This window comes from Thioalkalivibrio sp. (genome assembly GCF_007692535.1).
Taxonomy (GTDB): Bacteria; Pseudomonadota; Gammaproteobacteria; order Ectothiorhodospirales; family Ectothiorhodospiraceae; genus Thioalkalivibrio.
The window spans coordinates 22,501-46,325 of record NZ_REBW01000113.1; the positions used below are offsets into that span (position 1 = coordinate 22,501).

The following is a 23,825-nucleotide window of genomic DNA, read 5'->3' on the forward strand; positions in this document are numbered from 1 at the left end:
CGCGGTCCACAGAATCGCCGAGAGGGCTCGCCTCCCACATCAAAGCAGCTTCAGACCTACGCGCGTGATGCGCGCGCCGTCCATCTCGCGCACGACCAGCCGCACCCGATCGAGGTCGACCGCGTCGCCGACCACGGGCTCGGCCTGAAGCCGTTTGCGCAAGAATTCCTCCAGGGTCAGACCGTGCTGCTCCGCCGGGACGGCCGCACCGTAGGCAACTGCCACCGCGCCCAGCTGGGCGTTGCCGTTCAACACGAACTCGCCGAACACGCTGCGTTCGCTGAGGCGCTCCGGAACTTCCGAGGCCAGGAACAGCCGGTCCAGATCGGAAAGGTCTCCCGGCGCCACCATGATGTAGAGGTGGTCGCCGGCGCGAAGGTCCAGGATCTCCAGGGTCTCCAGCAGCCGCCCCCCGCGCAGGTGGGCGACCAGACGCGCGCTCTTCGGCAGCCGGAAACTGGACCATGCCTCGCGTACCACCGGCGTACTGTCGGCCAGGCGGTAGCCCACCAGCTCCATCTCCTGCTGACCGGGAATGTCCAATTCGGTCCGCTGCACCCGGGTCGGGCTTGGCGGCAATTCCAGCTTCAGCCAGCGCGCCGCCGGCGCAACGGTCCAGCCCTGCACCAGCAGCGAGATCAGCACCACGAAGAAGACCACGTGAAAGAAATAGCCCGCGAGTTCCAGCCCCGCCAGCAGGGGGAAGAGCGCGAGGATGATCGGGACCGCGCCGCGCAGGCCCACCCAGGCGATGAACAGCTGCTCCCGCCACGGAAAGCGGAACGGGTACAGGCAGATAGCGACCGCCAGCGGGCGCGCGACCAGGATCAGTACAGCCGCGAGGAGACCGGCGTCCAGCGCCACCGGCGGCAACGCCGACGGGGTCACGATCACTCCCAGCATCAGGAACATCCCGATCTGCGCCAGCGAGGCGATGCCGTCGTGGAAACGCTTGATGTTCTGGCTGGCCTCCAGCGGCCGGTTGCCGACGACCAGACCGGCGAGATACACGGCAAGAAAGCCGCTGCCACCGAGCAGTCCGGTCAGACCGAAGATCGTCAACGCGCCCGCCATCGCCGCCAGCGGGTAGAAGCCGGCGGACATCGGCAGCCGGTTGATCAATCCGAGCAGCGCGAACCCGCCCAGCAGGCCTAACACGACGCCCAGGCCCATCTGCTGCACGAACTCGACCACGACCACCAGGCCAAAAACGGCATCCGGCAGCAGGATCAGTTCGATCAGCACGATCGTCAGAAAGATGGCCATCGGGTCGTTGCTGCCCGACTCGATCTCCAGGGTCGCCCCGACGCGGCTCTTGAGTTCCAGTCCGCGTGAGTGCAGCAGGGAAAACACCGCCGCAGCGTCGGTGGAACCGACGATGGCTCCCAGCAGCAGCGACTCCAGCCAGGACAGACCCAGCCACCAGTAGGCGAACAGCCCGGTCAGACCCGAGGTCAGCACCACGCCGACGGTCGCGAGCCCCAGCGCAGGCTTCAAAGCGATGCGGAAATTGCGCACGGGGGTGCGCAGGCCGCCATCGAACAGGATCACCGCCAGTGCCGCCGAACCGATCAGGTGCGCCAGCGGAATATTCTCGAAGACCAGGCCTCCCGGACCCTCGGGGCCAAGAAGCATGCCGATGCCCAGGAACACCAGCAGCAGCGGCACCCCGAGGCGTGAGGTGACCACGCTGGACAGGATGCTGCCCAGAATCACCAGCGCGCCCAGAAAGATCACTTGATTGGACCAGTCCATCGGGCCATGTTAGCCGATCGGCAACGCGGCAAGACCCGCCGGACACCGCTTTTCCGGGTTGGCCGGCAATCCGTTACAGTGTGCGGGAAGCGCGTATCCCGCACCCGAATGCAAACACGAAGGAGTCCACCGTGAAGGGAGTGACCCGCACCTTTCTGACCGGCCTCGCGGCCATCCTGCCGATCGCCATCACCGTGGCACTGCTGTTCTGGCTGGGCGCCACGGCGGAAAGCCTGCTCGGCGGACTGCTGCAGAAACTGCTGCCCGACATCCTCTACTTCCCCGGCCTCGGGCTGATCGTGGGTCTGGGCCTGATCTTTGCGGTCGGCGTTCTGCTCCGTGCCTACGTGGTGCAGGGCCTGTTCAATTGGCTGGAAGGTCTCGTGCAGCGGATCCCGCTGGTGAAGACCATCTACGGCATCGTTCGCGATGTAATGAACGTGGTTTCCGGCGACTGGGAGAAGCAATTCGGCGAGGCCGTGCTGGTGACCCTCCCGGGCACGGATTATCGCCTGATCGGCTTTGTGACCCGCGAAGACTTCTCCGGCCTTCCGGACCAGCTCGGGACCGAAGGCACGATCGCCGTGTACCTGCCGATGAGCTACCAGATCGGTGGGTATACCCTGATGCTGCCGCGAGAGCGGGTGGAGCCGTTGGATCTCTCGCTGGAGGACGCCATGCGCTACACGTTGACCGCTGGCGTGTCGGCCCAAAAGGGCAGCCAATGAGAACACGCCCCGGCACCCCGCGAGGATTCTTTGCCCGCCTGGCCGATGATGCGACCATCCGTTTTGATCTTCTACCCGCCGCAGAGGAACCGCGAATGATGTTCCGCCCCATTCTCCTACTACTGCTGAGCCTGCTTATGACCTCCGCCAATGCCGAAGAACTCCAGATCAATGTGCTGCAACCGGGCGATGGTGCCGAGGCGGTGCCGGGTGCCGAGGTCACGGTGCATTACACCGGGTGGTTGATGGACGGCACCAAGTTCGACTCCAGCCGCGACCGCGACGAACCTTTCTCGCTGACGCTGGGGGCCGGCCGTGTGATTCCCGGCTGGGAAAGGGGACTCGAGGGCATGCGCGTTGGTGAGGTCCGGGAACTGATCATTCCGCCCGAACTCGGGTACGGCGCCCGCGGCGCGGGCGGCGTGATTCCGCCCAACGCCACTCTGCGCTTCGAGGTGGAACTCCTTGATGTGAACGCCCCGCCATTCTCCGAGCTGGACAACAGGGGTCTCGCGGAGATGATCGCGCAGGGCGTGAAGGTCGTCGACATCCGCCGGCCCGAGGAATGGCACCAGACCGGAGTGGTCGAGGGCAGCCATCTTCTGACCGCGTTTGATCGCTACGGGCGGGTCGTGCCCGGTTTCCCCGCCGAGTTCCAGGGACTGGTGGCCAGGGACGAGCCGGTGGTCCTTATCTGTCGCACGGGAAGCCGCACCGCGACGCTCGCACGGGCGCTCGCCGAGCAACTGCAGTACCAGAACGTCTACAACGTGACCGACGGCATCACCCGCTGGATCGCCGAGGGCCAAGTGGTCAACCGGGAGATCCCCGACGAAGCGGGCCGGGGCTGAATCGCCCGCGCACCCATGGGATGGATACGGTCCGCGGCAGGAAGCGGGGTCGCGTGCCTGTCAGCGGGACGCCGTGAATACGTCCCTGTAGGCTTGACGGCAGCATCCCTGCTGCCGACACCCGCTGACAGGCACGCGACCCCGCTTCTCCGAACGTCGGGGCTGGGAGAAGAAGGGTACGATCCCTCGCAATCCACCGGGGGAACGCCGAACGGATCCATTCAATTCATCCGTTCGAGAGGCTCAGAGCGACCAGCCAGCGGATGCTCACCTTCGGCGTGAGATTGCCGAAGGACAACGGAGCAGGAACTTCGCCTAGCGGGTCTTGATCTGCGAGACGTCGCGAACCGCCCCGCGCGCCGCCGATGTCGTCAGCAGGGCGTAGGCCTTGAGCGCCTGGCTCACCACCCGTTCACGATGGACGGGCTGCCAGGCCTGCTCACCCCTGGCCTCCATGCGCCTGCGCCGCTCGGCCAGCTCTTCGTCGGAGATGCGGACCTCGATGCGGCGGCCGGGAATATCGATCTCGATGGTATCGCCCTCCTCGACCAGACCGATCGTGCCGCCCTCCGCCGCCTCCGGGGAGATGTGGCCGATGGACAGCCCCGAGGTACCGCCGGAGAAGCGCCCGTCGGTAATCAGGGCGCAATCCTTGCCCAGCCCCTTGGACTTCAGGTAGCTGGTCGGATAGAGCATCTCCTGCATGCCCGGCCCACCCTTCGGACCCTCGTAGCGGATCACCACCACGTCGCCCGGGCGGATCCGATCCCCGAGTATGGCCTCCACGGCCGCGTCCTGGCTCTCGAAGATGCGGGCGGGGCCGGTGAACACACGGATCAACGAGGTCGGAACACTGGTGGTGTAACGCAGCTGCTCGGTCTCGAACATGCTCTCGTCGATGCCGGCCGTCTTCACGATACAGCCTTCGGGCGCGATGTTGCCGTACAGCACCGCCAGCCCGCCGTCCCGGGAATAGGCATGTTCGATATCGCGGATGCAGCCGTCCGCGCGGTCCACGTCCAGATCGTCCCACATCGCGGCCTGTGAGAAGGCCACCTGCGTCGGGATACCGCCCGGCGCGGCGAGGTAGCGGGTTCGCGCCTCGCCGACCTCGGCACGCACCACGTCCCAGCGATCCAGCGCGGTTCCGAGGGTTGCACTGTGCACGGTGGGCACGTCCCGATGGATCAGCCCCCCGCGGTCCAGCTCGCCGAGGATCCCGACGACCCCCCCGGCGCGATGCACGTCCTCCATGTGGTATTTCTGCGTGGCCGGGGCGACCTTGCAGATGTTGGGGACGCGGCGCGACAGGCGGTCGATGTCGGCCATGGTGAAGTCCACCTCGCCTTCCTGCGCGGCGGCAAGCAGATGCAGCACGGTATTGGTCGACCCGCCCATCGCGATGTCCAGGCTCATCGCGTTTTCGAAAGCCTGGAAACTGGCGATGGATCGCGGCAACACCGAGTTGTCGTCGTGTTCGTAGTGGCGCCGGGCCAGGTCGACGATCAGCCGCCCGGCCTCCAGGAACAGATCCCTGCGGCCCGCGTGGGTCGCGAGCAGCGAACCGTTGCCGGGAAGGGACAGGCCCAGGGCTTCCGTCAGGCAGTTCATCGAGTTGGCGGTGAACATGCCGGAACACGAGCCGCAGGTTGGGCAGGCGGAACGTTCCACCGCCGCAACCTCGTCGTCGGTGGCATCGGGGTCAGCCGCCTGCACCATCGCGTCGACGAGATCCAGGTGCACCACCTTGCCGCGAAGCTGGATCTTGCCGGCCTCCATCGGCCCGCCGGAAACGAAGACGGCGGGAATGTTCAGGCGCATCGCGGCCATCAGCATCCCGGGTGTGATCTTGTCGCAGTTGGAGATGCACACCAGCGCGTCGGCACAGTGGGCGTTGGCCATGTACTCGACGCTGTCCGCGATGATCTCGCGCGAAGGCAGCGAATAAAGCATGCCCCCGTGCCCCATCGCGATCCCGTCATCCACCGCGATGGTGTTGAACTCCTTGGCCACTCCGCCGGCCGCCTCGATCTCCCGCGCCACCAGCTGGCCGAGGTCCTTCAGGTGCACGTGGCCTGGCACGAACTGGGTGAAGGAGTTGGCCACCGCGATGATCGGCTTGCCGAAGTCGCCGTCCTTCATGCCGGTCGCGCGCCACAGCGCGCGGGCGCCGGCCATGTTGCGGCCGTGGGTCGTGGTGCGGGAACGATACTGGGGCATTCGATAATCCCTTGAACATTTGGCGTAATGTGAAATCATACCTTCACTTTCCCGATCGTGACGAAACCCCTGGAGGATCCCATGCGCATCGAAGTGGAAAACATCAAGTGCGGCGGTTGCGCCGGCAGCATCCGGAAGGGCCTGATGGGCCTGGACGGAGTCGACGCGGTCGACGTGGAGATCGAGAGCGGTGTGGTCGAGGTGCAGGCGGACGACGGGCTCCGTCCTGAAATCGCGCGCAAGCTCGCCGCCATGGGCTATCCCGAAACCGGAACCGTGCGCGGGCTGAAGTCTGCCGGGGCCCGGGCCAAATCCTTTGTCAGTTGCGCCGTGGGCCGCATGGACAAGGAGTGATGCCTCGATACGGCACGACAACCCCGCCGATGTCACGGCGCGGATGGATTTCTGCAGGGGCTGCCGTCCTGCTGCTCTGGTTCGCGATCGGCGGCGCCCGGGCAGAGCTCCCTACCGAAGAACTCAAGGTTGCCGATCAGATCCTGACGGTGGAGATCGCCGCCACACCGCAGGCGATGGCGAGGGGCCTGATGTATCGCGAATACATGCCCGAGGCGCACGGGATGCTCTTCATCTGGCCCGGGGACCAGGTCGTTGCGATGTGGATGAAGAACACCCTGATCCCGTTGTCGGTCGCGTTCATCGATCGCGATTTCCGGGTACTGAACATTGCCGACATGGAACCCCGTTCACTGCGGACGCACGCTTCGCATGGCCCGGCGCGCTATGCTCTCGAGGTCAACCAGGGCTGGTTTGGCCGCCACGGTGTCGAGACCGGCACCCGTATCGACGACCTCGAGCGACTGCTGACGGACCTCGCGGGCGGCCGGCATTGATGGGTCGCCACGTCCGAGGCTGATCGCGGCAATGCCCGCAGCCAACTCCGGGCACACACAGCAGCAACCCCGTAATCCCTGCCGGAACGGCAGGCATCCGAAGAGCCCGGAACCGACCTGAACATGCGCCTGCCATCGAACCTTCTCCACCGACTCCTGCTTCTCGCGTTCCTGCTGCCGTGGGCCGCAGGCGCGCCGGCACAGGAACGGAATGACCACGGCGGCGCGGCACCGGCGATGGTTACGACGCAGCAGTTGGTGGACCTCCGCGCCGCCCTGCGCGCCGGGCTCGAGCGCGTCATGCCGATGGTCGATGCGATCGACACCACCCCCGCTGAGGACTGGCTTGAAGCGAGCCCAGTGGAGCGCATCTCGGAGCGCCTCGAGGCAACGGCCGCGGACGCACCCGAGCGAAGCATCTGGCAGGCTGCCCTGGAAAACGAGCAGGCGGGTATCGAGCGTATTCGCGGAGCCCTGGAGCGCGCAGGACTGGCCCTGGCGGCTGAGCAACGCCTCGGCGACGCCGAGCGACGCATTCGCGACATCCTCGACGCCAGACTGGTGGCGCCCGACGAAGACGATCGCAGCCTGACCCGCATCGAGCAGGAGATCGCGTCGCTGGAAACCCGACGCACCCAGTTATCGCTGGAAAGGGACCAGAAGCGGCAAACCCTGGAGCGTCTCGAGGCCCAGGCGCGCACACAGCAGGAGACGTTGCAGCGCCTGCGCCGGGAGCGCACGACAGACCTGGATACGACACCCTGGGGTCCCCTTGACGAGCCCACCCTCGCGGACGCCTTCACGGCCTGGGAGCATGCGCAGGAACGACGCGCGGATGCGCGGATCATCACGGCACAACTGGACGCAGAGACCATCGATCCAAGGACGGAGACCTTGCGTCTCGAATTGCAGGTCCTGGAAACCAAGAGCCTCTGGCTGGGACAACGCCAGCGGCAGCTGGCCAGCGAACTCATCGAGCGCGCGGGCGAGGAATTGCGGTCACTGCGCGCAGAGGTCCGGAACCTCGTGGAACGCGAACCGGACGCTGCGGAGCGCTTCGGCCCCCAGATCCAGCTCATGCTGCAGCGCATCGACAGGATCGCCGAGACCCAGGCCCGTGTCCGCGACCTTCAGGAGAGCCGCGAACTCTATGCGCAGATCGAGAACGACCTCTCGCTGACGCTGGCCAGCGTCAGGGAGAGGCTCGAGATTGGTGGCCTGACCGATGTCCTCGGTGGCCTGCTGGTGGAAGAGGAGAGGCGCCTGCGGCGGCTGGTCGACCTGCAGTACGTGCTGCGCGACCTGGAGCGGGAACTGGCCCAGTCACGACTGCGAGACATCACCCTTCGCGATGAGTTGCGCACGCTGCCTGCGGACCCTCCTGTCGTCATGGATGACCGCGCCCGGGCCGAGCTGCAGCGACTCCAGCGTCAGGTCATCGAGACCCAGCTGCATGCGGATGAGCAGCTCACCGAGCAGCTGCACCTCGTGGAGGCTCGTCTGCGCACCGTCGTACTGCAGGTCGAGGAGCTGTCGCAGATCCTCCGGGAGTCACTGCTGTGGTGGCCGAGCCACCCGCCGGTGGGCATCGACTGGGCGACGCGCTTACCATCGGCGGTGGTCGCGTTCCTGGATCCCGCGTCCTGGCAGGAGCTTCGCAACGCATTGTACGAAGTGACCATCGGCAGCCCCTTCGGCGCGTTGCTTTCCATGCTGGCAGCCGCGCTGCTGGTGATGTGGGGACGGGGTACGCCGGGGCACCTGGCGCGTCTTGCGGAGATGACCACCCATCGCTTCACCGACCGGATCGGTCTGACCTTCCAGGCCATCGGATGGAGCCTCCTGCGCGTGATCCCGATCCCCGTCCTGCTCGCCGCCACGGGCTTCCGCCTCGAGCGGATACCGGACATCGGACCGGGTGTCGAGATGCTCGCGCTGGTGCTGTTCAGTGTCGCCCTGTGGTGGGTGGCCGGGCACATTTTCCTGCTGTTCACCAGCAGGAACGGCGTCGGCATGGCGCATCTCGACTGGAACCCGCTCGTGGTTCGGCGCCTGCGCCGCCATCTTGCCTGGTATCTTCCGGTGCTGCTGCTCCTCGTCGTCTTCCTCGCATTGACCTTTGGGCATCCGAACGAACTGGTTCACGACGTATTCGCCCGGGCAGGGCTCGCCGGGGCGGCGTTCGTGAGCGGACTCTTCGCCTGGCGCATGCTCGCGCCTCGACGGGAATCCGAGGCCACGGAGAGGCAGGAACGGCGCCGAAGACTGTTGCGCATCGCGCTGACGGGGTTCGCGGCGGTGCTGATCGGTCTGACCCTTGCCGGCTACCTGTTGACGGTCGCGACCCTGCTGGGCCGGACCATCAATACCTTGATCGTGGTGGCCGCCGTGTGGCTTGGCTACAATCTCGCAGAACGCGCATTGGTGCTCAGCGAAACCCGCCTGATGATCCGCAGGATGCGCGAACAGCGCGTCAAGGCGGCGGCGATCGAGGCGGGGTCCACCGTCGGCGAAGGCGCTGTCATCGACATGCCCGAACCCCACCTCAGCGTCGAGAACATCAACCAGCAGACCCGCACCCTGCTCCGGGTCACCGCGGGGGCGGCAATGGTGCTGGGGTTGTTCTGGGTCTGGGCGGACATCCTGCCTGCGCTGACCTGGCTGGACGGGGTCACGCTGTGGTCACGCACCATCGCCGTGGGCGATACGGAGATCCTGAGCCGCGTCAGCCTCCAGGACTTTCTGCTGGCGATCTTCCTGGGCGTGCTGTTCACGCTGGCGGCCCGCAACCTGCCGGGCCTGGTGGAGATCCTGCTGTCGCGCAGCACCCAGATGGACGCAGCCGGCCGCTACACCGTCACCACGCTGCTGCGCTACGTGCTGGCCGTGGTCGCGGTCATCAGCGTGTTTTCCCTGCTGGGATTGCGCTGGAGCGAGCTGCAGTGGATGGTCGCGGCACTGACCCTGGGACTGGGCTTCGGCCTGCAGGAGGTGGTGGCCAACTTCGTCTCGGGCATCATCATGCTGTTCGAACGACCGGTGCGCGTGGGCGACACCATCACCATCGGCGAATACAGCGGCACGGTATCGCGCATCCGTACCCGGGCCACCACCATCGTCGACTGGGACAATCGCGAGATCGTGATCCCGAACAAGAACTTCATCACCGAAAGGCTGATCAACTGGACACTCTCCGACACCATGACCCGGATCGTGCTGCCGGTCGGCGTCAGCTATGACGCCGATGTCGACGAGGTGATGAAGACATTGCGCGAGATCGCCGAGGCCAGCCCGCTGGTGCTGAAGGAGCCGCCGCCCAACGTGCTGTTCCTCAAGTTCGGGGACAGTGCCCTGAGCTTCGAGCTGCGCATCTACGTAAACCAGATGAAGGATCGCCTGGTCACCATCAGCGCACTGCATCAGACCATCATCAAGGAGTTCCGCAGGAAGGGCATCGAGATCGCGTACCCCCAGATGGACCTGCACATCCGGGATGTCGCGCCGGGAGCCGGGGCAGCATCCAGTCCCGCACCCTCTCCCGACCGGACAGACCCGCGCCCAGCCAACTGAAAGCCCCCGGACGCGCGGAAGCCCGCTTCCGCGCCTCTGCTCCGGGGCCGCAACCCGGCGCCTCTATGAATACCCGGTCTCCGGACAGGCCCTAAAGCGGCGGCAAGCCGCCGCTTATTCCGGAGCCGGAACCGGCCCGGAGGCATTATGGACCCGGACCCTGCGCCCGAGCCGGTTGGCCTCCTCCTGGAACAGGTCCATGAAACGCTGCTGAAATCGACGCACATACTTTTCCCGGACATGAGCGACCTTGGTGACCTCCCAGGGGAACAGGTGACTGAGATCACGCATCCCCAGGTCGGCGTCCTGCTCGGGCTGAAAGGCCAGGTCCGCGATCACGCCGATGCCCATACCCTCGCGCACGTACGTCTTGATCACATCGGTATCCGCCGCGCTGAGAACTACCTTGGGGCGCAACCCCACCTTGGCGAAGGAACTGCTGAGGCTGCCGCGTCCGGTGAATCCGTAGAGATAGGTGATCATCGGATACTCGCAGAGCACGCCCAGGGAGATCGGCCGCCGCGCCAGCACCGGATGCCCGAGCGGCGCGATCAGGCAGCGATTCCAGCGATACGAAGGCAGCGTGGTCAATGCCGGGTGTTCACCGATGGCCTCGGTACAGATCGCCAGATCCACCTGGTCGGTCAGCGTCATCTCGACCAACTGCCCGGGTGTACTCTGGAGAATCTGCACCTCCACCTCCGGATACGCCTGGCTGAAGCGCCTCAGTACCGGGGGCAGCACATAGCGCGCCTGGGTGTGCGTGCTGCCGATGCGGAGCACGCCGCGGCCCTCCTCCACATGGTCGCGCCCGATCGCAACGATGTTGGCCACTTCCGCGAGGGTGCTGCGCGCATGCGCCAGCACCTTGCCGCCGGCGTCGGTGAGTCCGGTCAGGCGCTTCCCGGTACGCACGAAAAGCGGCGCGCCGAGTTCGTCCTCCAGCAACCGAAGGTGCTGGGAAACCGCCGGTTGCACCAGGTGCAGCCGTTCCGCGGCACGGCTGACGCTGAATCCGTTCTCCGCGAGAGCGATCAGCGATCGAAGTTGCCGGAGCTCCATATCATTTTTCCTGATGATAACGAGACATCCATTATTTTACTTGATACCAAGAGGCGTCAATACTGCAGTTGAGGCTCCGCGATCGAAACGATACGGAAAGGCCCAACATCCAGATCAGGAGGTGCCCCATGCTCGATACCCGGCTGCACAGCAACCCGAATCCGATCCCCAACCTGTTCACGGAACCGGTCCTGCTCTTTGACGAGGACGGGTTTCTCATGGATTTCGGACAATGGAACGAGGCGCTGGCGCAACGCATCGCCCAGCGGGAAGGCATCGCGCACCTGGACGAACCGCATTGGCGGCTCATACGCCATGTCCGCGAGCGGTTCCTCGCCCTCGGCGGGTTGCCCAGCCTACGCCGGGTCTGCCGGGCGACGGGCCTGTCGCGGGACGAGGTTCATGACCTCTTCGGCGGCTGCCTTCCGGTCTGGCGCATCGCGGGGCTGCCGAACCCCGGCGAGGAAGCCAAGGCATACATGTAGCGAATATCGTCGCCGGCGTGTCAGGCGCCGCGATCTGATACCGAACTTTCCGCATGGCCCACTAGGCTGGATCCGGGGACGGTGCGCGGATGGCCGCGGCCTGACTGCGGCGGGCGGTATCCAGGCGCCGGATGAAGTCCTCCATCACGGTCCTGTACAGGGCCTCGCCCAGGATCTTGTCCTCGACGCCGGCATCCAGGTTGGGGTTGTCATTGACCTCGATGACCATCACGCCGCGTTCGGTCAGCTTCAGGTCGACGCCGTAGAGCCCGTCTCCGATCAGGTTGGCGGCCTTCACTGCGGTACGCACCACAGCGGCCGGGGCTGCGCCGATGTCCACGGTATGGAAGCCCCCATGGCGCGGCCCGCCCTTGGCCTCGTGGTTCACGATCTGCCAATGCTTGCGCGACATCAGATATTGCGAGGCATAAAGCGGCTTCTTGTTCAGCACGCCGATGCGCCAATCGAACTCGGTGTACACGAATTCCTGCGCCAGGATCAGGTCGCTCTCCTTCAGCAGCTTCTTCGCGATCGACTCCAGCTCGGAACGCGTACTCGCCTTGAACACCCCGCGCGAGAAACTCCCGTCCGGGATTTTCAGAACCACCGGGTAGCCGATCAGCTCCTCGGCGCGCAGGATCGTGTCACGGTTCAGGATCACCGTCTTTGGCGTCGGCAGCTTCTGCGCCGCCAGGCGCTCGGCCAGGTAGACCTTGTTGGTGCAACGGAGAATGGAGTTCGGATCGTCGATCACCACCATGCGCTCGGCCTCGGCCTTGCGCGCGAAGCGGTAGGTGTAATGGTCGATCCGCGTCGTCTCCCGGATGAACAGGGCGTCGAACTCGGCCAGACGCCCGAAGTCGCGCGCCTGGATGAGTTCGACATCGACCCCGAGCGCGCGTCCGGCCCGCACGAAACGGGTCAGCGCTGCCGGACTCGACGGCGCGAGCTGTTCCTCCGGATTGTGCAGAATGGCCAGATCGTAACGATGACTCCTGGCCCCCCGCGGCGGCCGGCGCCAGGGCTTTTTCAGGTAACCATCCAGCGCGCTGAAGAACTCGCCCTCCTGGGCCGACGTCAGGGAGTTCAGTGCAAACGGCTTCAGCGCGTGAATCTGCCACTGGCCCTGCAGGCGAAACTCGACCTTGAACATCGGCGCCGGGAACAGGCTGAACAGCTGTCCGGCAATCTCCTGCATCTCCCTGGGTGCGCACTGGCCGAAGAACACCGTCAGTTCCAGCACGATGGGCTGCAGGCCGACACGGCTGCGGCCGAGCACCCTGGCGACCTTGCGGTCGATGCCTTCCGTATCCAGGCTGTAGATGGCCTTGCGCGACAGATCCTGCAGGGTGCGGACGCTGGGAACGACCCGGTGTCCGCGCGCCTCCGCGAGCAGCGAGCCGTAATAACCCTCGGAGAGATAACGCTGGCTGCGACAGAGATTGATCACGCGGAGATTGGGCGGATAGGCCTCGGCAGGCTCCTTCAGGTAGTCGTCGATCGCAGCCACCGGCAGATCCGGGAAATGCTCCTTCCAGTCGGCCTTGCGTTCGACCAGCAGCAGGTGTTCAGACATGCGTTGCAACTCCGGCGGCGTCCCGCGGCCCGACGATCACGGCCGCCTGAAGACCGGCACGACCGTAACGTGCCATGCGCTCGAAATCACGGCGCAGGATGGGCATGTTCACCGAGTCCAGCGCGCGCTCGCCTTCATCGACGTCGACCAGGGGGTCGTGCACATAGATGAAGCGATCGTCGAAGCCCGTCACGGTGACCCAGTGCGGGAAGCGTTCCGCGTAGATCCGAACGCTGCTGATCAGCACCACCGGCACCCGACCGGCATGGAACCGCGCCTCGAGCCCGGCAACGTTCACCGGCCCCTGGATGATGGGCACGCGGAGCTGCTCCAGTTCCTCCACCATGTCTTCCTGGACCAGTCGCATCACCCGTTTTTTCTCCTCGCTGCGCACCGAATCGAAGAAGGCCACGCCGCTGTCCCGAACCAGCAGTTCCACTGCGTGACCGCGGTGCGCGGCAGCCAGCGCCAGGCCGTACGGGCCGCAGCCGCCGTGGCCAGAGGTCATGAAGATCGTTGTCGCTTCGCGCCACAGGCGCAATTCCAGCCGCCGGTCGAGCTTCAGCGCCGGGTCGAGCGCCCGCATGGCCATCATCAACGCGGCGGGACCGCAGGTGAAGTCCAGGGTCTGCGCGTAATAAGGCGCCCGAACCAGGGCCGGATCGGGTCCCGGGGCCAGCGACTTCTGCAGTCGCAGCGCACCCATGTGATCTTCGTAATAGTCCTCGATGGTGCCGAATTCACGGAAGCCCATGCCACGAAAGAGGGCCAGGCTTACGGGGTTGTCACGACGCACCTCCAGGCGCAGGTCGGCGCAGCCGTTCCGGCTCGCCACCTCCTCGGCGGCGTGCACCAGTTCCCGCCCGAGTCCCATGCCTCTGACCGCGTCGCCCACGGCGACCGAGTACAGGCGGGCCAGCGAGGTTCCGCGGCTGAACAGCAGCATCACGTAACCCAGCAGCCCCCGACCCAGGGGATCGGGAGCCACCAGTGTCCGGGCATGGCCCCGGGTCAGCAGGTAGCGGAACTGGCGACGCGAGATCCGGTCGCCCTGGAAGGCTGCCTGCTCCAGTGCGACCAGCGCATCCACGTCCTGGACCCCCGCCTCGCGGATGGTCACGCTCCCCGGAGCCAGGCCATCATCGCGAGCAACCGGGACCTTCGGTATCCCTGCAGAATGCTCCGGAATCCGGGCCTTTCCCGTCGTCATGGCTCCTCGCACGGACTGGCGACCATCATGGTCCCCATTCTATCCCATCCAAAGAGGTCCAAAGCCCGCCCACCGCAGGCTTCGCTGGCAGGACATTGCCACCGGTTGCACCCCGGGCGCAGCGGTCACGAGCGAACGAACCGGCTTCGTTCGTCGGTCATGCCGCCCCGAGCTGCGCGTTTTCGGGTGCCGTCATTGCGTCCGGTTGCCGTCATTGCGCTCCGGCACCATCAGACGGACGGTCATACCACCGATCGCAAGGGCCGCCATGATGCCCAGCAAGGTAAAATTGTCGAAATGCATAATGAGTTCTCCTGTAATTTGGCTTCGTATCGAATGATGTTCACGGTATCCCGCTGGGTCGGCCCGAGCGCCGCGGTTGGCGAACAGTCCGCTTCCTGACGCAGTCACCATGTACAGCTTCCACCATACGGGCCAACCATTTCATTAGAATGTCCTGATATGCTTAATATGTAACAGTGTGTTTCACCGCCTTGTTTCTTGCGCTACCCAGGAAGGACCCATGGAAACGACCAGCCCCGCCCGAATTCTTGTGGTCGACGACGATCCGGGACTGCGCGATCTGCTGCAGCGCTATCTCGAAGAACAGGGCTATGAAGTCACCGCCGTCCGGGACGGCGTGGCGATGGATGCCGCACTCTCGAAGGCGGCGTTCGACCTGCTGATTCTCGACCTCATGCTGCCGGGCGAAGACGGGCTCTCGCTGTTGCGCAGGCTGGTCACACGGAATGCGCTGCCGGTGATCATCGTCTCGGCGCGTGGCGAGGACATCGACCGGATCGTCGGCCTGGAGGTGGGCGCCGACGACTACATCGCCAAGCCGTTCAACCCGCGGGAGCTCCTTGCGCGCGTCCGGGCCGTGCTGAGGCGGGGCTCGTCCATGGTCGACGAGGACGAGACCCTTGGGGATGTCCACCGCTTTGGGCCGTACGAGATGCAATTGGCGTCCCAGCGCCTGCTCCGCGCCGGCGAGGAGGTACCTCTGACCACGGGCGAATTCACCCTGCTCCGGGTCCTGGTCGAACACCCTCAGCGCGTTCTCGATCGCAACACCCTTCTCGACCTGATCAAGGGCTATGAACATCAGCCCTTCGATCGCAGCATCGATGTGCGGGTGGCCCGTCTGCGGCGCAAGATCGAGGACGATGCCGGCAACCCGCGCTACATCCGGACCGTGTGGGGGCGCGGCTACCTATTCGCCCCGGACGGCAGCGAGGTCACGACATGAACGCCCCGAGAACCCTCATGCCAAGTTCGATCTTCCTGCGCACCACGGGTACCCTGCTGATCGCCTTTCTCACCTTTGCGATCCTGATCCTGGCATCGGTCGCCCACTTCACCATCATTCCCCTGGCCAGGAGCGCGGGCGACGATCTCGCGGCGCTGATGCTGCTCTCGGCACGCAGCTGGACCGAGATCCCGCCGCAGGCACGCGGCGACTTCAATGATCGCCTGTATCGCAACCACGGCCTGCACATCACGGAACGCACCGAAGCGATACCGCCAGGGGACAAGCTGCCGCTGCCCTACCTGGAGTTCGTCGAGCAATCCCTTTCACGCCGGGCCGGCTTCGATCTCCCCCTGCAGCCGCAGATGCGTGAAGGCGAGCAATGGTTTTGGGCGGATTTGTCCTTCGGCGGCCAGAGCCTGCGCATCGGGTTCCCGCTCGACCGTGTCGAGACACGGCATGTCGAGGGCGTTCTGGCCGTCGGCATCATTACCGTGTTGCTGGTCCTGGTGACCTCCGTGTTCATGGCCGGACGTACCACGCGGCGGATACGCCTGCTGTCTGCCGCGGTCGCAGACGTAACGCATGGGCAGCTGCCAGAGCCATTGCCCGAGAAGGGGGCCCATGAGGTCAGGACACTGGCCCGGAACTTCAACCACATGGCGCAGGAGGTGCGCGACCTGCTCGCGAACCGGACCACGCTGCTGGCCGGTATCTCGCACGATCTGCGGACGCCGCTGACCCGCATGCGCCTGTCGCTCGAGATGCTCCGCGAGGTCCAGGATCCAAAGCTGATCGACGGTCTCTGCAAGGATCTCGAGGTCATGGACCGCATCATCGGACAGACGCTGGCGCTCAGTCGTGACCTGGAGATGCGTGAAGAGAAGACGGTGGACCTCGTGGCGCTGGTCGAACAGGTCGCTGCGGACGCAGGTCGCACCGACGCCGACATCCGCTTGAGCAGGGTGGCCAGGATCTGCCTACGGCAGATCAACCCCCTCGCCCTGCAGCGCGTACTGTCCAACCTCGTGGAAAATGCCGTCCGCTACGGCGAAGGCAAGCCCGTGGACGTGTTGCTGGAGTGCGCCCCGACGGTGGTCATCCACGTGATGGACCGCGGCCCCGGCATTCCGGCAGAACAGCTCGAGGCCGTATTTCGGCCGTTCCATCGGCTGGACAGCTCCCGCAGCGCACAGACGGGTGGCAGCGGTCTCGGGCTTGCCATCACCCGGCAATTGGCCAATGCCAACGGCTGGTCGGTGACTTTGCACGCGCGCGAGGGCGGGGGCACCGAGGCCCGCGTTCTGCTGCCGGCCGACCAAGGCCGGAAGTCGAGGGCATAACGCCCTGCATATTGATCGCGGCGCTGCATGGCGCGGACCTCTCGCGGCACATCCCCTCGCGGCGCTTGCGGCTCTCGACGTCTTCGTTGGCTGCCTCCTTGCAATCGATGACCGGCTCCTTCGCTTTCTCCTGCCGGCAAGCCTACGCCGGATGTTCGCGGTCATGTGTTGCCCCGGCGCTCGATTCGGGCAGAATGGGTGGGCGCGCGACATTCCCAGGGGCCGGCGGAACGGCGGATCGACGAGACATGGACAACGACCAGCAACAGACCGGGCTCGACTGGTTTCGCGCCGCGGTGCCCTACGTGGCAGCGCATCGGGACCGGACGATGGTTATCGCCATCGCCGGGGAGGCCGCGCAGGCGCCGGAGTTTCCGGCACTGCTGCGCGACATCGCGCAATTGCGGGCATTGGGCCCCCGCGTGGTGCTGGTGCACGGGGCGCGCCCGCAGATCGAGGCCCGCCTGCGCGAACGCGGACTTGCACCGCGCTATGCGCAGGGATTGCGTGTCACCGACGCGCAGGCGCTGGAAGCGGTCTGTGACGCGGCGGGGCGCCTGCGCCTGCACATCGAGGGGCTGCTATCGCGCAACCTGGGGAGCCCCAGCGCGGTCGGCACCCGACTGCGCGTGGCCAGCGGCAATTTCGTCACCGCACGACCGCTTGGGGTGCGCGGCGGGGTGGACTTCCAGTTCACCGGCGAGGTACGAAGGGTGGACACCCTGGCGATCGAGCGTCTGCTCGACGACGGGCAGATCGTGCTGCTCTCGCCGCTCGGGTACTCCCCGACCGGCGAGGTCTTCAACCTTTCCGGCGAAGACGTGGCCACGCAGGTCGCGCTCGCGCTGAAGGCGGACAAGCTCGTCTTCCTGACGGAGGCTGGGCCCCTGCGCGACCAGCACCACGACACCCTGGCACAACTCACCGTTCCCGCCGCCGAGCGACTTCTCGCCGGCGACCGGCGGCTTCCGGAGGAACTGGCCAGCCACCTGCGCAGCGCGGTCGAGGTCTGCTCGATCCGCGATCTGCGCGTGCACCTCGTGGACCGGCACATCGACGGCGGGCTGCTGATCGAACTGTTCTCACGTCGGGGCATCGGGACGCTGGTGAGCCGCGAGCCCGTGGAACGGCTGCGCGCCGCGACCATGGACGACGTCGGCGGCATCTTCGACCTGGTCCAGCCACTCGAGAGCGAGGGTATCCTGGTCCGTCGCTCACGCGAACACCTGGAGCTGGAAATCGACTGCTTCCAGGTGCTGGACGCCGATGGGCTGATCATCGGCACGGCAGCACTCTATGCGTTCCCCGAGGCCGGGACCGCCGAGATCGCCTGCCTGGCCCTGCATCCCGATTATCGGGGCGGTGGACGCGGGGACCAGATCCTGGAACACATGGAGGCGCTGGCGCTGAGGCGGGGGCACCGCCGCGTCTTCGTGCTGACGACCCGCACCGCGCACTGGTTCCAGGAGCGGGATTACGAGCAGGGCAGTGTCACGGACCTCCCTCCCGCACGACAGGCCCTGTACAACCAGGCCCGCAACTCCAGGGTCTTCGTCAAGAACCTGGCCTGACGCAAGCAGCGAGACTACCGTTTGCGGCGCTCCATCGCCAGTCCCGTAGGTCGGGTTAGCGAAGCGTAACCCGACGTGCCGGGGACGACGCTGCCGCGCAGCCATGCGTGGACGCGAGACCCGTCGGGTTACGCCCTTCGGGCTAACCCGACCTACCGTTTGCGGCGCTCCATCGCCAGTCCCGTAGGTCGGGTTAGCGAAGCGTAACCCGACGTGCCGTTTTGCGGCGCTCCATCGTCCGGGGTGGCGCAGGGCCATGAAAGTCAGCGCCGGCCAGCGCGCAGACGGTCGAGGCGCAGGCGCGAACGGTGGTCGAACAGGCGCCGGCAGGCGAACCAGACGGCACCCAGGGCACCGAAACCGGTGCCGGCAGCGATCAGGAACATGATCAGGATCTGGTATTTCACCGCCTCCACCGGTGGCACGCCGGCGAGGATCTGGCCGGTCATCATGCCTGGCAGACTCACCACCCCGGCGGCCGCCATCGCATTGATCGTCGGCATCAGGCCGCTACGCGAGGCCTCGCGACGCATGGTCGCGGTGGCGTTCACCCAGGACTCTCCGAGCGCCAGACGGCCCTCGATCACGCGCCGTTCCCGCCACACCGTCTGCGTCAACCGGTCCAGCCCCAGTGCAATGCCGGTCATCGTGTTCCCGAGCAGCATACCCAGCAGAGGGATCGCATACTGCGGCTCCCACCACGGCGTCGGACCGACCATCGTCGTCAGCGCAAGCACGGTCACCGCGAAGGCAGACACGAACATCGTCGCCGCGCCGATGCCATAGCCCCAGAACCCGGCGAAGCGCCGTTCCTGCCGCGCCATCACCTCGTACCCGGCGACGGCCAGCATCACCAGCGCCATCAACGCCACCCAACCCAGTCGGGCGTGATCGAACAGCGCCTGCAGCACCAGGCCGACCAGGAGCAGCTGCAATACCGTGCGGGCGGACGCGATCAACAGGCTGCGGCCGACACCCAATCGCGCCCACAGCGTCAAGGCTGCCAGCGCGAGCACCAGCAGCGCCGCCAGGGCAAGATCGAGCGCACTGAGGCTGATCACGGTCATCGCGGATCCTGATGATCACGAAGGCGCTGCCGGTGGTCGGGTTCGTGTTGTCTGAAGGGGCGCGGCTGCAGGAGGCCAGCCCCTGGCCGATGGGCCTCCCGGCGCCAGATCGGCGAGAGGGCTCGCCTCCTACGAAAGAAGGCTGATGCGGAGGGTGCGTTTTGCACGACAGAACGGCCTGTGGAGCTTGCGTGACCATCAGGTTGCGGATGGCTCCGGGGGCGTGCGCCCGGCGCCCGCGAGCGCCCGTGCGGGAGCGGTCGCTGCAGACCCCTGGAGGGCGGGGTCCAGGCAGGCATTCGGCCATCCGTCACGAATCCAGCCTCCCCGCGCGGATCTCGAGAATACGACCGCCCAGGCGGCTACGCTGCAGCGTGTCGTGGCTGACCCAGAGCGCCCCCGCAGCCTGCTCGGCCAGATACCCGCGCACCGCGCGCTCGATCCGCCGCGTGTTTTCGAGGTCGAGGTTCGCGGTCGGTTCGTCCAGCAGCAGGACCCGTGGATGATTCAGGAAGGCGCGCAGCAGGCCCAGGCGCTGCCGCTCTCCGCTGGAAAGCCGCTCGACCTCCCACTCCAGTGACTCTTCGGGCAACGAGAAACTGTACAGCCAGCTTTGGACCTCCCCGTGGATCCAGCCCGCCGGGAAATGCTCGGCGACCTGCGGCGCCCACCAGGCCGTTTCGGCAGGCACGTAGGCCACCTTCCGGCGCCAGTCGGTCGGAATCAGGTCATCACGGTCCTGATCCTCGAGACGAACCCGGCCCCGATTCGGATCCAGATCCGCAATCGCCCTCAGCAGCAGCGACTTGCCGGAGCCCGATGCACCGGTGATCTGCACCAGTTCACCCGGCTGCACGCACAGATCCACGGGGCCCAGATGCGCTGTCTCCAGGCCCTCGATTTCGAGCAGGCAGTCCATGAGCACCGCGGCCCCCCTCGTCGATCGCAGCCTTGGCCAAGGGGCGATTCTACCCCAGTCGGGGTGGGCACCCCTGCGGACAAGGCGCAGGAAAATCTGGAGGAATCAATTCGAGCATCGCCACCGGGCGAGGCGATTCGGCACGGCAGCAAGGCACCGTCGTTCTTGGCATGCGTCGCAGGAGTGCGCCCATGCTGGGCGCACAAAAAAAAGCGGGCGCTGTTGCGCCCGCGAACCACCGATTTCAAGCCTGGGAGACTCTATATTCGGTGCTGGAGGAGACTCCTTTGGAATACCCGGCCTCGCTGGCCGGGCACCCCGGTTCGTGCTATCAGGACTTCTTGCTGAACTCCGGATAGGATTCCAGGCCGCACTCGGAAATGTCTGCGCCGATGTACTCGTCCTCTTCCGAGAGGCGGATGCCCATCACCAGCTTCAGGATGCCCCACACGATCAGGCTGGCGATGAAGACGAAGGCGAAGATCACCGCCAGACCGGCCACCTGGCCGAAGACCGTCGCATCCGGATTCGACAGCAACACCGCCATCACGCCGAAGATACCCACCGTGCCGTGGGCGGAGATCGCACCGACCGGATCGTCGATCCGCAGCTTGTCCAGGCCGACGATCGAGAAGACCACGATCACGCCGCCGATCGCGCCGATGATGGCCGCCAGCAGCGGCGAAGGCATCAGTGGCTCGGCGGTGATGGCTACCAGACCGGCGATGGCGCCGTTCAGGGCCATGGTCAGGTCAGCCTTGCCGAAGAGCAGCCGCGTGGTGATCAGTGCACCCATCACACCACCGGCGGCAGCCAGGTTGGTGTTGGCGAAGACCGCCGCGACGTTGTTCGCCGACTCGATGTCGGAGACCTTGAGCTCGGAACCGCCGTTGAAGCCGAACCAGCCCAGCCACAGGATCAGCACACCCAGGGTGGCCAGCGGCATTGCGGAACCCGGAATGGCGTTGATCTCACCGTTCGGACCGTACTTGCCCTTGCGAGCGCCGAGGAGAATCACACCAGCCAGGGCCGCGACGGCACCGGTAAAGTGGACGATACCCGAGCCAGCGAAGTCTAGGTAGCCCAGTTCGTCGAGGAAACCGCCGCCCCAGGTCCAGAAGCCCTGGATCGGGTAGATGAAGCCGGTCATGATCACCGCGAAGGCGAGGAAGGCCCACAGCTTCATGCGTTCCGCGACCGCACCCGAGATGATCGACATCGCGGTGGCGACGAACACCACCTGGAAGAAGAAGTCGGAACGATCCGAGTAGTAGATGTCGCCATTGCTCGCCATCACCTCTTCGACGGTGTTGTCGCCGGTGATGAAGGCACCGATGCTCGGGATGATCGAGGAAAGACCCTCGCCGTACATGATGTTGTAGCCGACAATCATGTACATGATGCTGGCGATGGAATACAGGGCGATGTTCTTGGTGAGGATCTCGGCGACGCTCTTGGTGCGGACCATGCCCGCCTCGAGCATTGTGAAACCTGCGGCCATCCACATGACCAGCGCGCCCGACACCAGGAAATAAAAGGTGTCCAGCGCGTAGGCAAGTTCAGTTACTTGCTGTTCCATAATCGGATTTCTCCAGTGTTAAGTGAGTTCAGTTGCCGCGCTTCAAAGCGCCTCTGCACCGGTCTCGCCGGTACGGATGCGGACCACCTGCTCGATGGGCGAAATGAAGATCTTCCCGTCACCGATCTTGCCGGTGCTCGCCGACTTGGAGATCGCTTCCACCACCTGGTCGACCATGTCGCCATCGACGGCGACCTCGAGCTTCACCTTGGGCAGGAAGTCGACCACGTATTCGGCGCCACGGTAGAGCTCCGTGTGACCCCGCTGGCGACCAAAACCCTTAACTTCCGTCATCGTCATGCCCTGCACGCCGATTTCCGAGATTGCTTCGCGAACATCATCAAGCTTGAACGGCTTGATGATCGCCGTGATCATTTTCATCATTCACTCCTTTTCGATAGAGCCGGTGTGTCCACGGGGGACGATTTGTGTCATTCAGACAGACGGGCTCTTGCATGGCCCGTGCCAACAGGCCTGAAAGGCGCTGCCGGGGCTTTTTCGATCAGAAGGAGGGTCCCTGCGAGGCATTTGCACCAACACGGCACGGAATGCGGGACCGCAGTGCACCTCGATGGTGCAGTGCGGATCGAATGCGGATGGTGGAGGCCAACCCCGGGCCGATGGGTTTCCCGGCGCCAGATCGGCGAGAGGCCTCGCCGCCTGCGGGAGAAGGCTAATGCGGAGTATCTCGGCGTATCTAGAGGGGGTCCGGGTCGAGAACCGTCAGCTCATCCGCCCCTGCAAAATTCCGCCAGAGATCGCTGAACGGGTGTGTGCCTCCCGGAAGCCGATGCCCCGGAGCCAGCATCGCCAGCGGGCCCAGCACATAGGCCCGGCTCAGGATCTCGGGGTGCGGCAGGGGCGGTTCCACGGAGGTCTCGTCGCCCAATAGGAGCAGGTCGGCATCGAGCGTCTTCGGGGCGTGGCGCGGCTCATTCGGCTGCCGGCCCAGACTGCGCTCCAGATCCTTCAGCACAGGCACCAGAGCCTCCGCGGGCAGCGCGGTGTCGAATCCGACGCAGAGGTTCCAGTAGTCCGGCCCGTCATAACCCTCGGCCGGACTGACGCAGACGGGGGAGCGCCGCAGATCCCCAAAAGTCCGCTCCAGCGCCACCAGGGCCGAGCGCAGATTCCGCGCCGGATCGACGTTGCTGCCCAGGCCGACGAAGGCCCGCCGCGGGGACCGCTGGTCGATGTTCAAGAGCGACCGCGCTCGATCCGGATGCCCACCTCGCGGGCGCCGGGGACCGCGCCCGGCTTGCCCACCGTCAGCCGGATCGAGCGACTGCCGAAGCGGTCGAGCAGCGTCTGCGCGATCTCCTCGGCAAGGCTCTCGAGCAACACGTGGGGTTCCCGGGCGGCGATGGCGCGGATGCAGTCCGCCACGGCCTCGTAGTCGACTGTATCCGCGATGTCGCCGGAACGGGCAGCCACGAGCGTATCTGCTCCCATCTCCACATCGAAGCGCAGGCGGCGCCGGATGCGTTGCTCCCAGGCGTAGACGCCGATAACGGCCTCGACCTCCAGGTCGCGTAGATAGATCTGATCCATGAAAGGCAGCCCCTCCCGCCGGGACGTGTAAACGATGCGCGAATGCGCAAGAATAACCGACAGAGACGGCCACCGCCGTTCGATCAACCACCTGCCGCCCACGCGCAGCTCGCGTCTGCCTTCGATGATCCACGAGTACTGGTACGAGCCCACCCGCCGCCCGCGCGTAAAGACCTCTGGTCGATGGGTCCGCGAACGGTACGCTATGATCCCGACCTGCACACAGAGGGGCAAGAAC

20 protein-coding genes are annotated in these 23,825 nt (G+C 65.7%); 9 read left to right on the forward strand and 11 right to left on the reverse strand.

Annotated features, from left to right (window positions below):
- Positions 1-39: 39 nt before the first annotated feature.
- Complete coding sequence (locus tag EA346_RS05310) at positions 40-1,755, reverse strand: potassium/proton antiporter (protein ID WP_296756386.1); 1,716 nt, start codon at positions 1,753-1,755, stop codon at positions 40-42.
- Between the two features lie 131 nt (positions 1,756-1,886).
- Between EA346_RS05310 and EA346_RS05315 the strand changes: the two genes are divergently transcribed.
- Entirely contained in the window at positions 1,887-2,483 is a 597-nt protein-coding gene (locus EA346_RS05315; RefSeq protein WP_296756388.1) for a DUF502 domain-containing protein, read from the forward strand.
- Between the two features lie 98 nt (positions 2,484-2,581).
- A complete protein-coding gene (locus tag EA346_RS05320; RefSeq protein WP_296756486.1) occupies positions 2,582-3,334 on the forward strand; it encodes an FKBP-type peptidyl-prolyl cis-trans isomerase in 753 nt (250 codons plus the stop codon).
- 315 nt (positions 3,335-3,649) lie between these two features.
- On the opposite strand, the gene ilvD is transcribed toward EA346_RS05320, so the two are convergent.
- Positions 3,650-5,554 (reverse strand): dihydroxy-acid dehydratase, encoded by a 1,905-nt coding sequence (gene ilvD, locus EA346_RS05325; protein WP_296756390.1) that lies wholly within the window; start codon positions 5,552-5,554, stop codon positions 3,650-3,652.
- A gap of 81 nt (positions 5,555-5,635) precedes the next feature.
- Between ilvD and EA346_RS05330 the strand changes: the two genes are divergently transcribed.
- From EA346_RS05330 to EA346_RS05340, 3 genes are all read left to right on the forward strand, one after another.
- Positions 5,636-5,908 carry a heavy metal-associated domain-containing protein gene (locus EA346_RS05330; protein ID WP_296756392.1) on the forward strand — a complete coding sequence of 91 codons (273 nt, stop codon included), beginning with the start codon at positions 5,636-5,638 and terminating at the stop codon, positions 5,906-5,908.
- A gap of 29 nt (positions 5,909-5,937) precedes the next feature.
- Positions 5,938-6,405, forward strand: coding sequence for a DUF192 domain-containing protein (locus EA346_RS05335; protein ID WP_296756394.1), 468 nt, complete (start codon positions 5,938-5,940; stop codon positions 6,403-6,405).
- 123 nt (positions 6,406-6,528) lie between these two features.
- On the forward strand, positions 6,529-9,975 hold the full coding sequence (locus EA346_RS05340) for a mechanosensitive ion channel domain-containing protein (RefSeq protein WP_296756395.1): 3,447 nt from the start codon (positions 6,529-6,531) through the stop codon (positions 9,973-9,975).
- Between the two features lie 114 nt (positions 9,976-10,089).
- On the opposite strand, the gene EA346_RS05345 is transcribed toward EA346_RS05340, so the two are convergent.
- Entirely contained in the window at positions 10,090-11,037 is a 948-nt protein-coding gene (locus tag EA346_RS05345) for a LysR substrate-binding domain-containing protein (protein ID WP_296756397.1), read from the reverse strand.
- Between the two features lie 128 nt (positions 11,038-11,165).
- On the opposite strand from EA346_RS05345, the gene EA346_RS05350 reads away from it, so the two are divergent.
- Entirely contained in the window at positions 11,166-11,522 is a 357-nt protein-coding gene (locus EA346_RS05350; RefSeq protein ID WP_296756399.1) for a TusE/DsrC/DsvC family sulfur relay protein, read from the forward strand.
- Positions 11,523-11,583: 61 nt separating this feature from the next.
- Here the strand turns inward: EA346_RS05350 and EA346_RS05355 are convergent, their stop codons facing one another.
- On the reverse strand, positions 11,584-13,098 hold the full coding sequence (locus tag EA346_RS05355; RefSeq protein WP_296756401.1) for a RimK family protein: 1,515 nt from the start codon (positions 13,096-13,098) through the stop codon (positions 11,584-11,586).
- Complete coding sequence (locus EA346_RS05360; protein ID WP_296756402.1) at positions 13,091-14,308, reverse strand: GNAT family N-acetyltransferase/peptidase C39 family protein; 1,218 nt, start codon at positions 14,306-14,308, stop codon at positions 13,091-13,093. Before EA346_RS05360 ends, EA346_RS05355 begins: the two co-directional genes overlap by 8 nt.
- A 523-nt stretch (positions 14,309-14,831) precedes the next feature.
- Between EA346_RS05360 and EA346_RS05365 the strand changes: the two genes are divergently transcribed.
- From EA346_RS05365 to argA, 3 genes are all read left to right on the forward strand, one after another.
- Positions 14,832-15,557, forward strand: a complete 726-nt coding sequence (locus EA346_RS05365; RefSeq protein WP_296756404.1) for a response regulator — start codon at positions 14,832-14,834, stop codon at positions 15,555-15,557.
- 17 nt (positions 15,558-15,574) lie between these two features.
- On the forward strand, positions 15,575-16,900 hold the full coding sequence (locus EA346_RS05370) for an ATP-binding protein (protein WP_296756406.1): 1,326 nt from the start codon (positions 15,575-15,577) through the stop codon (positions 16,898-16,900).
- A gap of 248 nt (positions 16,901-17,148) precedes the next feature.
- Positions 17,149-18,471: an amino-acid N-acetyltransferase gene (gene argA / locus EA346_RS05375; RefSeq protein ID WP_296756408.1), complete on the forward strand. Its 1,323-nt coding sequence runs from the start codon at positions 17,149-17,151 to the stop codon at positions 18,469-18,471.
- Between the two features lie 263 nt (positions 18,472-18,734).
- Here argA and fetB read toward each other — a convergent pair whose 3' ends face one another.
- The 6 genes from fetB to folB form a co-directional block, all read right to left on the reverse strand.
- Complete coding sequence (gene fetB / locus EA346_RS05380) at positions 18,735-19,538, reverse strand: iron export ABC transporter permease subunit FetB (RefSeq protein WP_296756411.1); 804 nt, start codon at positions 19,536-19,538, stop codon at positions 18,735-18,737.
- A 310-nt stretch (positions 19,539-19,848) separates the two neighbouring features.
- Positions 19,849-20,457, reverse strand: a complete 609-nt coding sequence (locus EA346_RS05385; protein WP_296756488.1) for an ATP-binding cassette domain-containing protein — start codon at positions 20,455-20,457, stop codon at positions 19,849-19,851.
- 331 nt (positions 20,458-20,788) lie between these two features.
- Positions 20,789-22,036, reverse strand: a complete 1,248-nt coding sequence (locus EA346_RS05390; protein WP_296756414.1) for an ammonium transporter — start codon at positions 22,034-22,036, stop codon at positions 20,789-20,791.
- Between the two features lie 42 nt (positions 22,037-22,078).
- A complete protein-coding gene (locus EA346_RS05395; RefSeq protein ID WP_296756490.1) occupies positions 22,079-22,417 on the reverse strand; it encodes a P-II family nitrogen regulator in 339 nt (112 codons plus the stop codon).
- Between the two features lie 316 nt (positions 22,418-22,733).
- Entirely contained in the window at positions 22,734-23,237 is a 504-nt protein-coding gene (gene folK, locus EA346_RS05400; protein WP_296756416.1) for a 2-amino-4-hydroxy-6-hydroxymethyldihydropteridine diphosphokinase, read from the reverse strand.
- Entirely contained in the window at positions 23,234-23,587 is a 354-nt protein-coding gene (gene folB / locus EA346_RS05405) for a dihydroneopterin aldolase (protein WP_296756418.1), read from the reverse strand. Before folB ends, folK begins: the two co-directional genes overlap by 4 nt.
- Between the last annotated feature and the right edge of the window lie 238 nt (positions 23,588-23,825).

What these genes read in the sequence shown, in the direction of transcription:
- argA (WP_296756408.1), top strand. Translation starts at nt 17,149, where the DNA reads ATGGACAACGACCAGCAACAGACCGGGCTCGACTGGTTTCGCGCCGCG.
- EA346_RS05370 (WP_296756406.1), top strand. Translation starts at nt 15,575, where the DNA reads ATGCCAAGTTCGATCTTCCTGCGCACCACGGGTACCCTGCTGATCGCC.
- ilvD (WP_296756390.1), bottom strand. Translation starts at nt 5,554, where the DNA reads ATGCCCCAGTATCGTTCCCGCACCACGACCCACGGCCGCAACATGGCC.
- EA346_RS05345 (WP_296756397.1), bottom strand. Translation starts at nt 11,037, where the DNA reads ATGGAGCTCCGGCAACTTCGATCGCTGATCGCTCTCGCGGAGAACGGA.
- EA346_RS05340 (WP_296756395.1), top strand. Translation starts at nt 6,529, where the DNA reads ATGCGCCTGCCATCGAACCTTCTCCACCGACTCCTGCTTCTCGCGTTC.
- fetB (WP_296756411.1), bottom strand. Translation starts at nt 19,538, where the DNA reads ATGACCGTGATCAGCCTCAGTGCGCTCGATCTTGCCCTGGCGGCGCTG.
- EA346_RS05390 (WP_296756414.1), bottom strand. Translation starts at nt 22,036, where the DNA reads ATGGAACAGCAAGTAACTGAACTTGCCTACGCGCTGGACACCTTTTAT.
- EA346_RS05395 (WP_296756490.1), bottom strand. Translation starts at nt 22,417, where the DNA reads ATGAAAATGATCACGGCGATCATCAAGCCGTTCAAGCTTGATGATGTT.
- EA346_RS05310 (WP_296756386.1), bottom strand. Translation starts at nt 1,755, where the DNA reads ATGGACTGGTCCAATCAAGTGATCTTTCTGGGCGCGCTGGTGATTCTG.
- EA346_RS05355 (WP_296756401.1), bottom strand. Translation starts at nt 13,098, where the DNA reads ATGTCTGAACACCTGCTGCTGGTCGAACGCAAGGCCGACTGGAAGGAG.
- EA346_RS05350 (WP_296756399.1), top strand. Translation starts at nt 11,166, where the DNA reads ATGCTCGATACCCGGCTGCACAGCAACCCGAATCCGATCCCCAACCTG.
- EA346_RS05330 (WP_296756392.1), top strand. Translation starts at nt 5,636, where the DNA reads ATGCGCATCGAAGTGGAAAACATCAAGTGCGGCGGTTGCGCCGGCAGC.
- EA346_RS05365 (WP_296756404.1), top strand. Translation starts at nt 14,832, where the DNA reads ATGGAAACGACCAGCCCCGCCCGAATTCTTGTGGTCGACGACGATCCG.
- EA346_RS05335 (WP_296756394.1), top strand. Translation starts at nt 5,938, where the DNA reads ATGTCACGGCGCGGATGGATTTCTGCAGGGGCTGCCGTCCTGCTGCTC.
- folB (WP_296756418.1), bottom strand. Translation starts at nt 23,587, where the DNA reads ATGGATCAGATCTATCTACGCGACCTGGAGGTCGAGGCCGTTATCGGC.
- EA346_RS05320 (WP_296756486.1), top strand. Translation starts at nt 2,582, where the DNA reads ATGTTCCGCCCCATTCTCCTACTACTGCTGAGCCTGCTTATGACCTCC.
- EA346_RS05360 (WP_296756402.1), bottom strand. Translation starts at nt 14,308, where the DNA reads ATGACGACGGGAAAGGCCCGGATTCCGGAGCATTCTGCAGGGATACCG.
- EA346_RS05385 (WP_296756488.1), bottom strand. Translation starts at nt 20,457, where the DNA reads ATGGACTGCCTGCTCGAAATCGAGGGCCTGGAGACAGCGCATCTGGGC.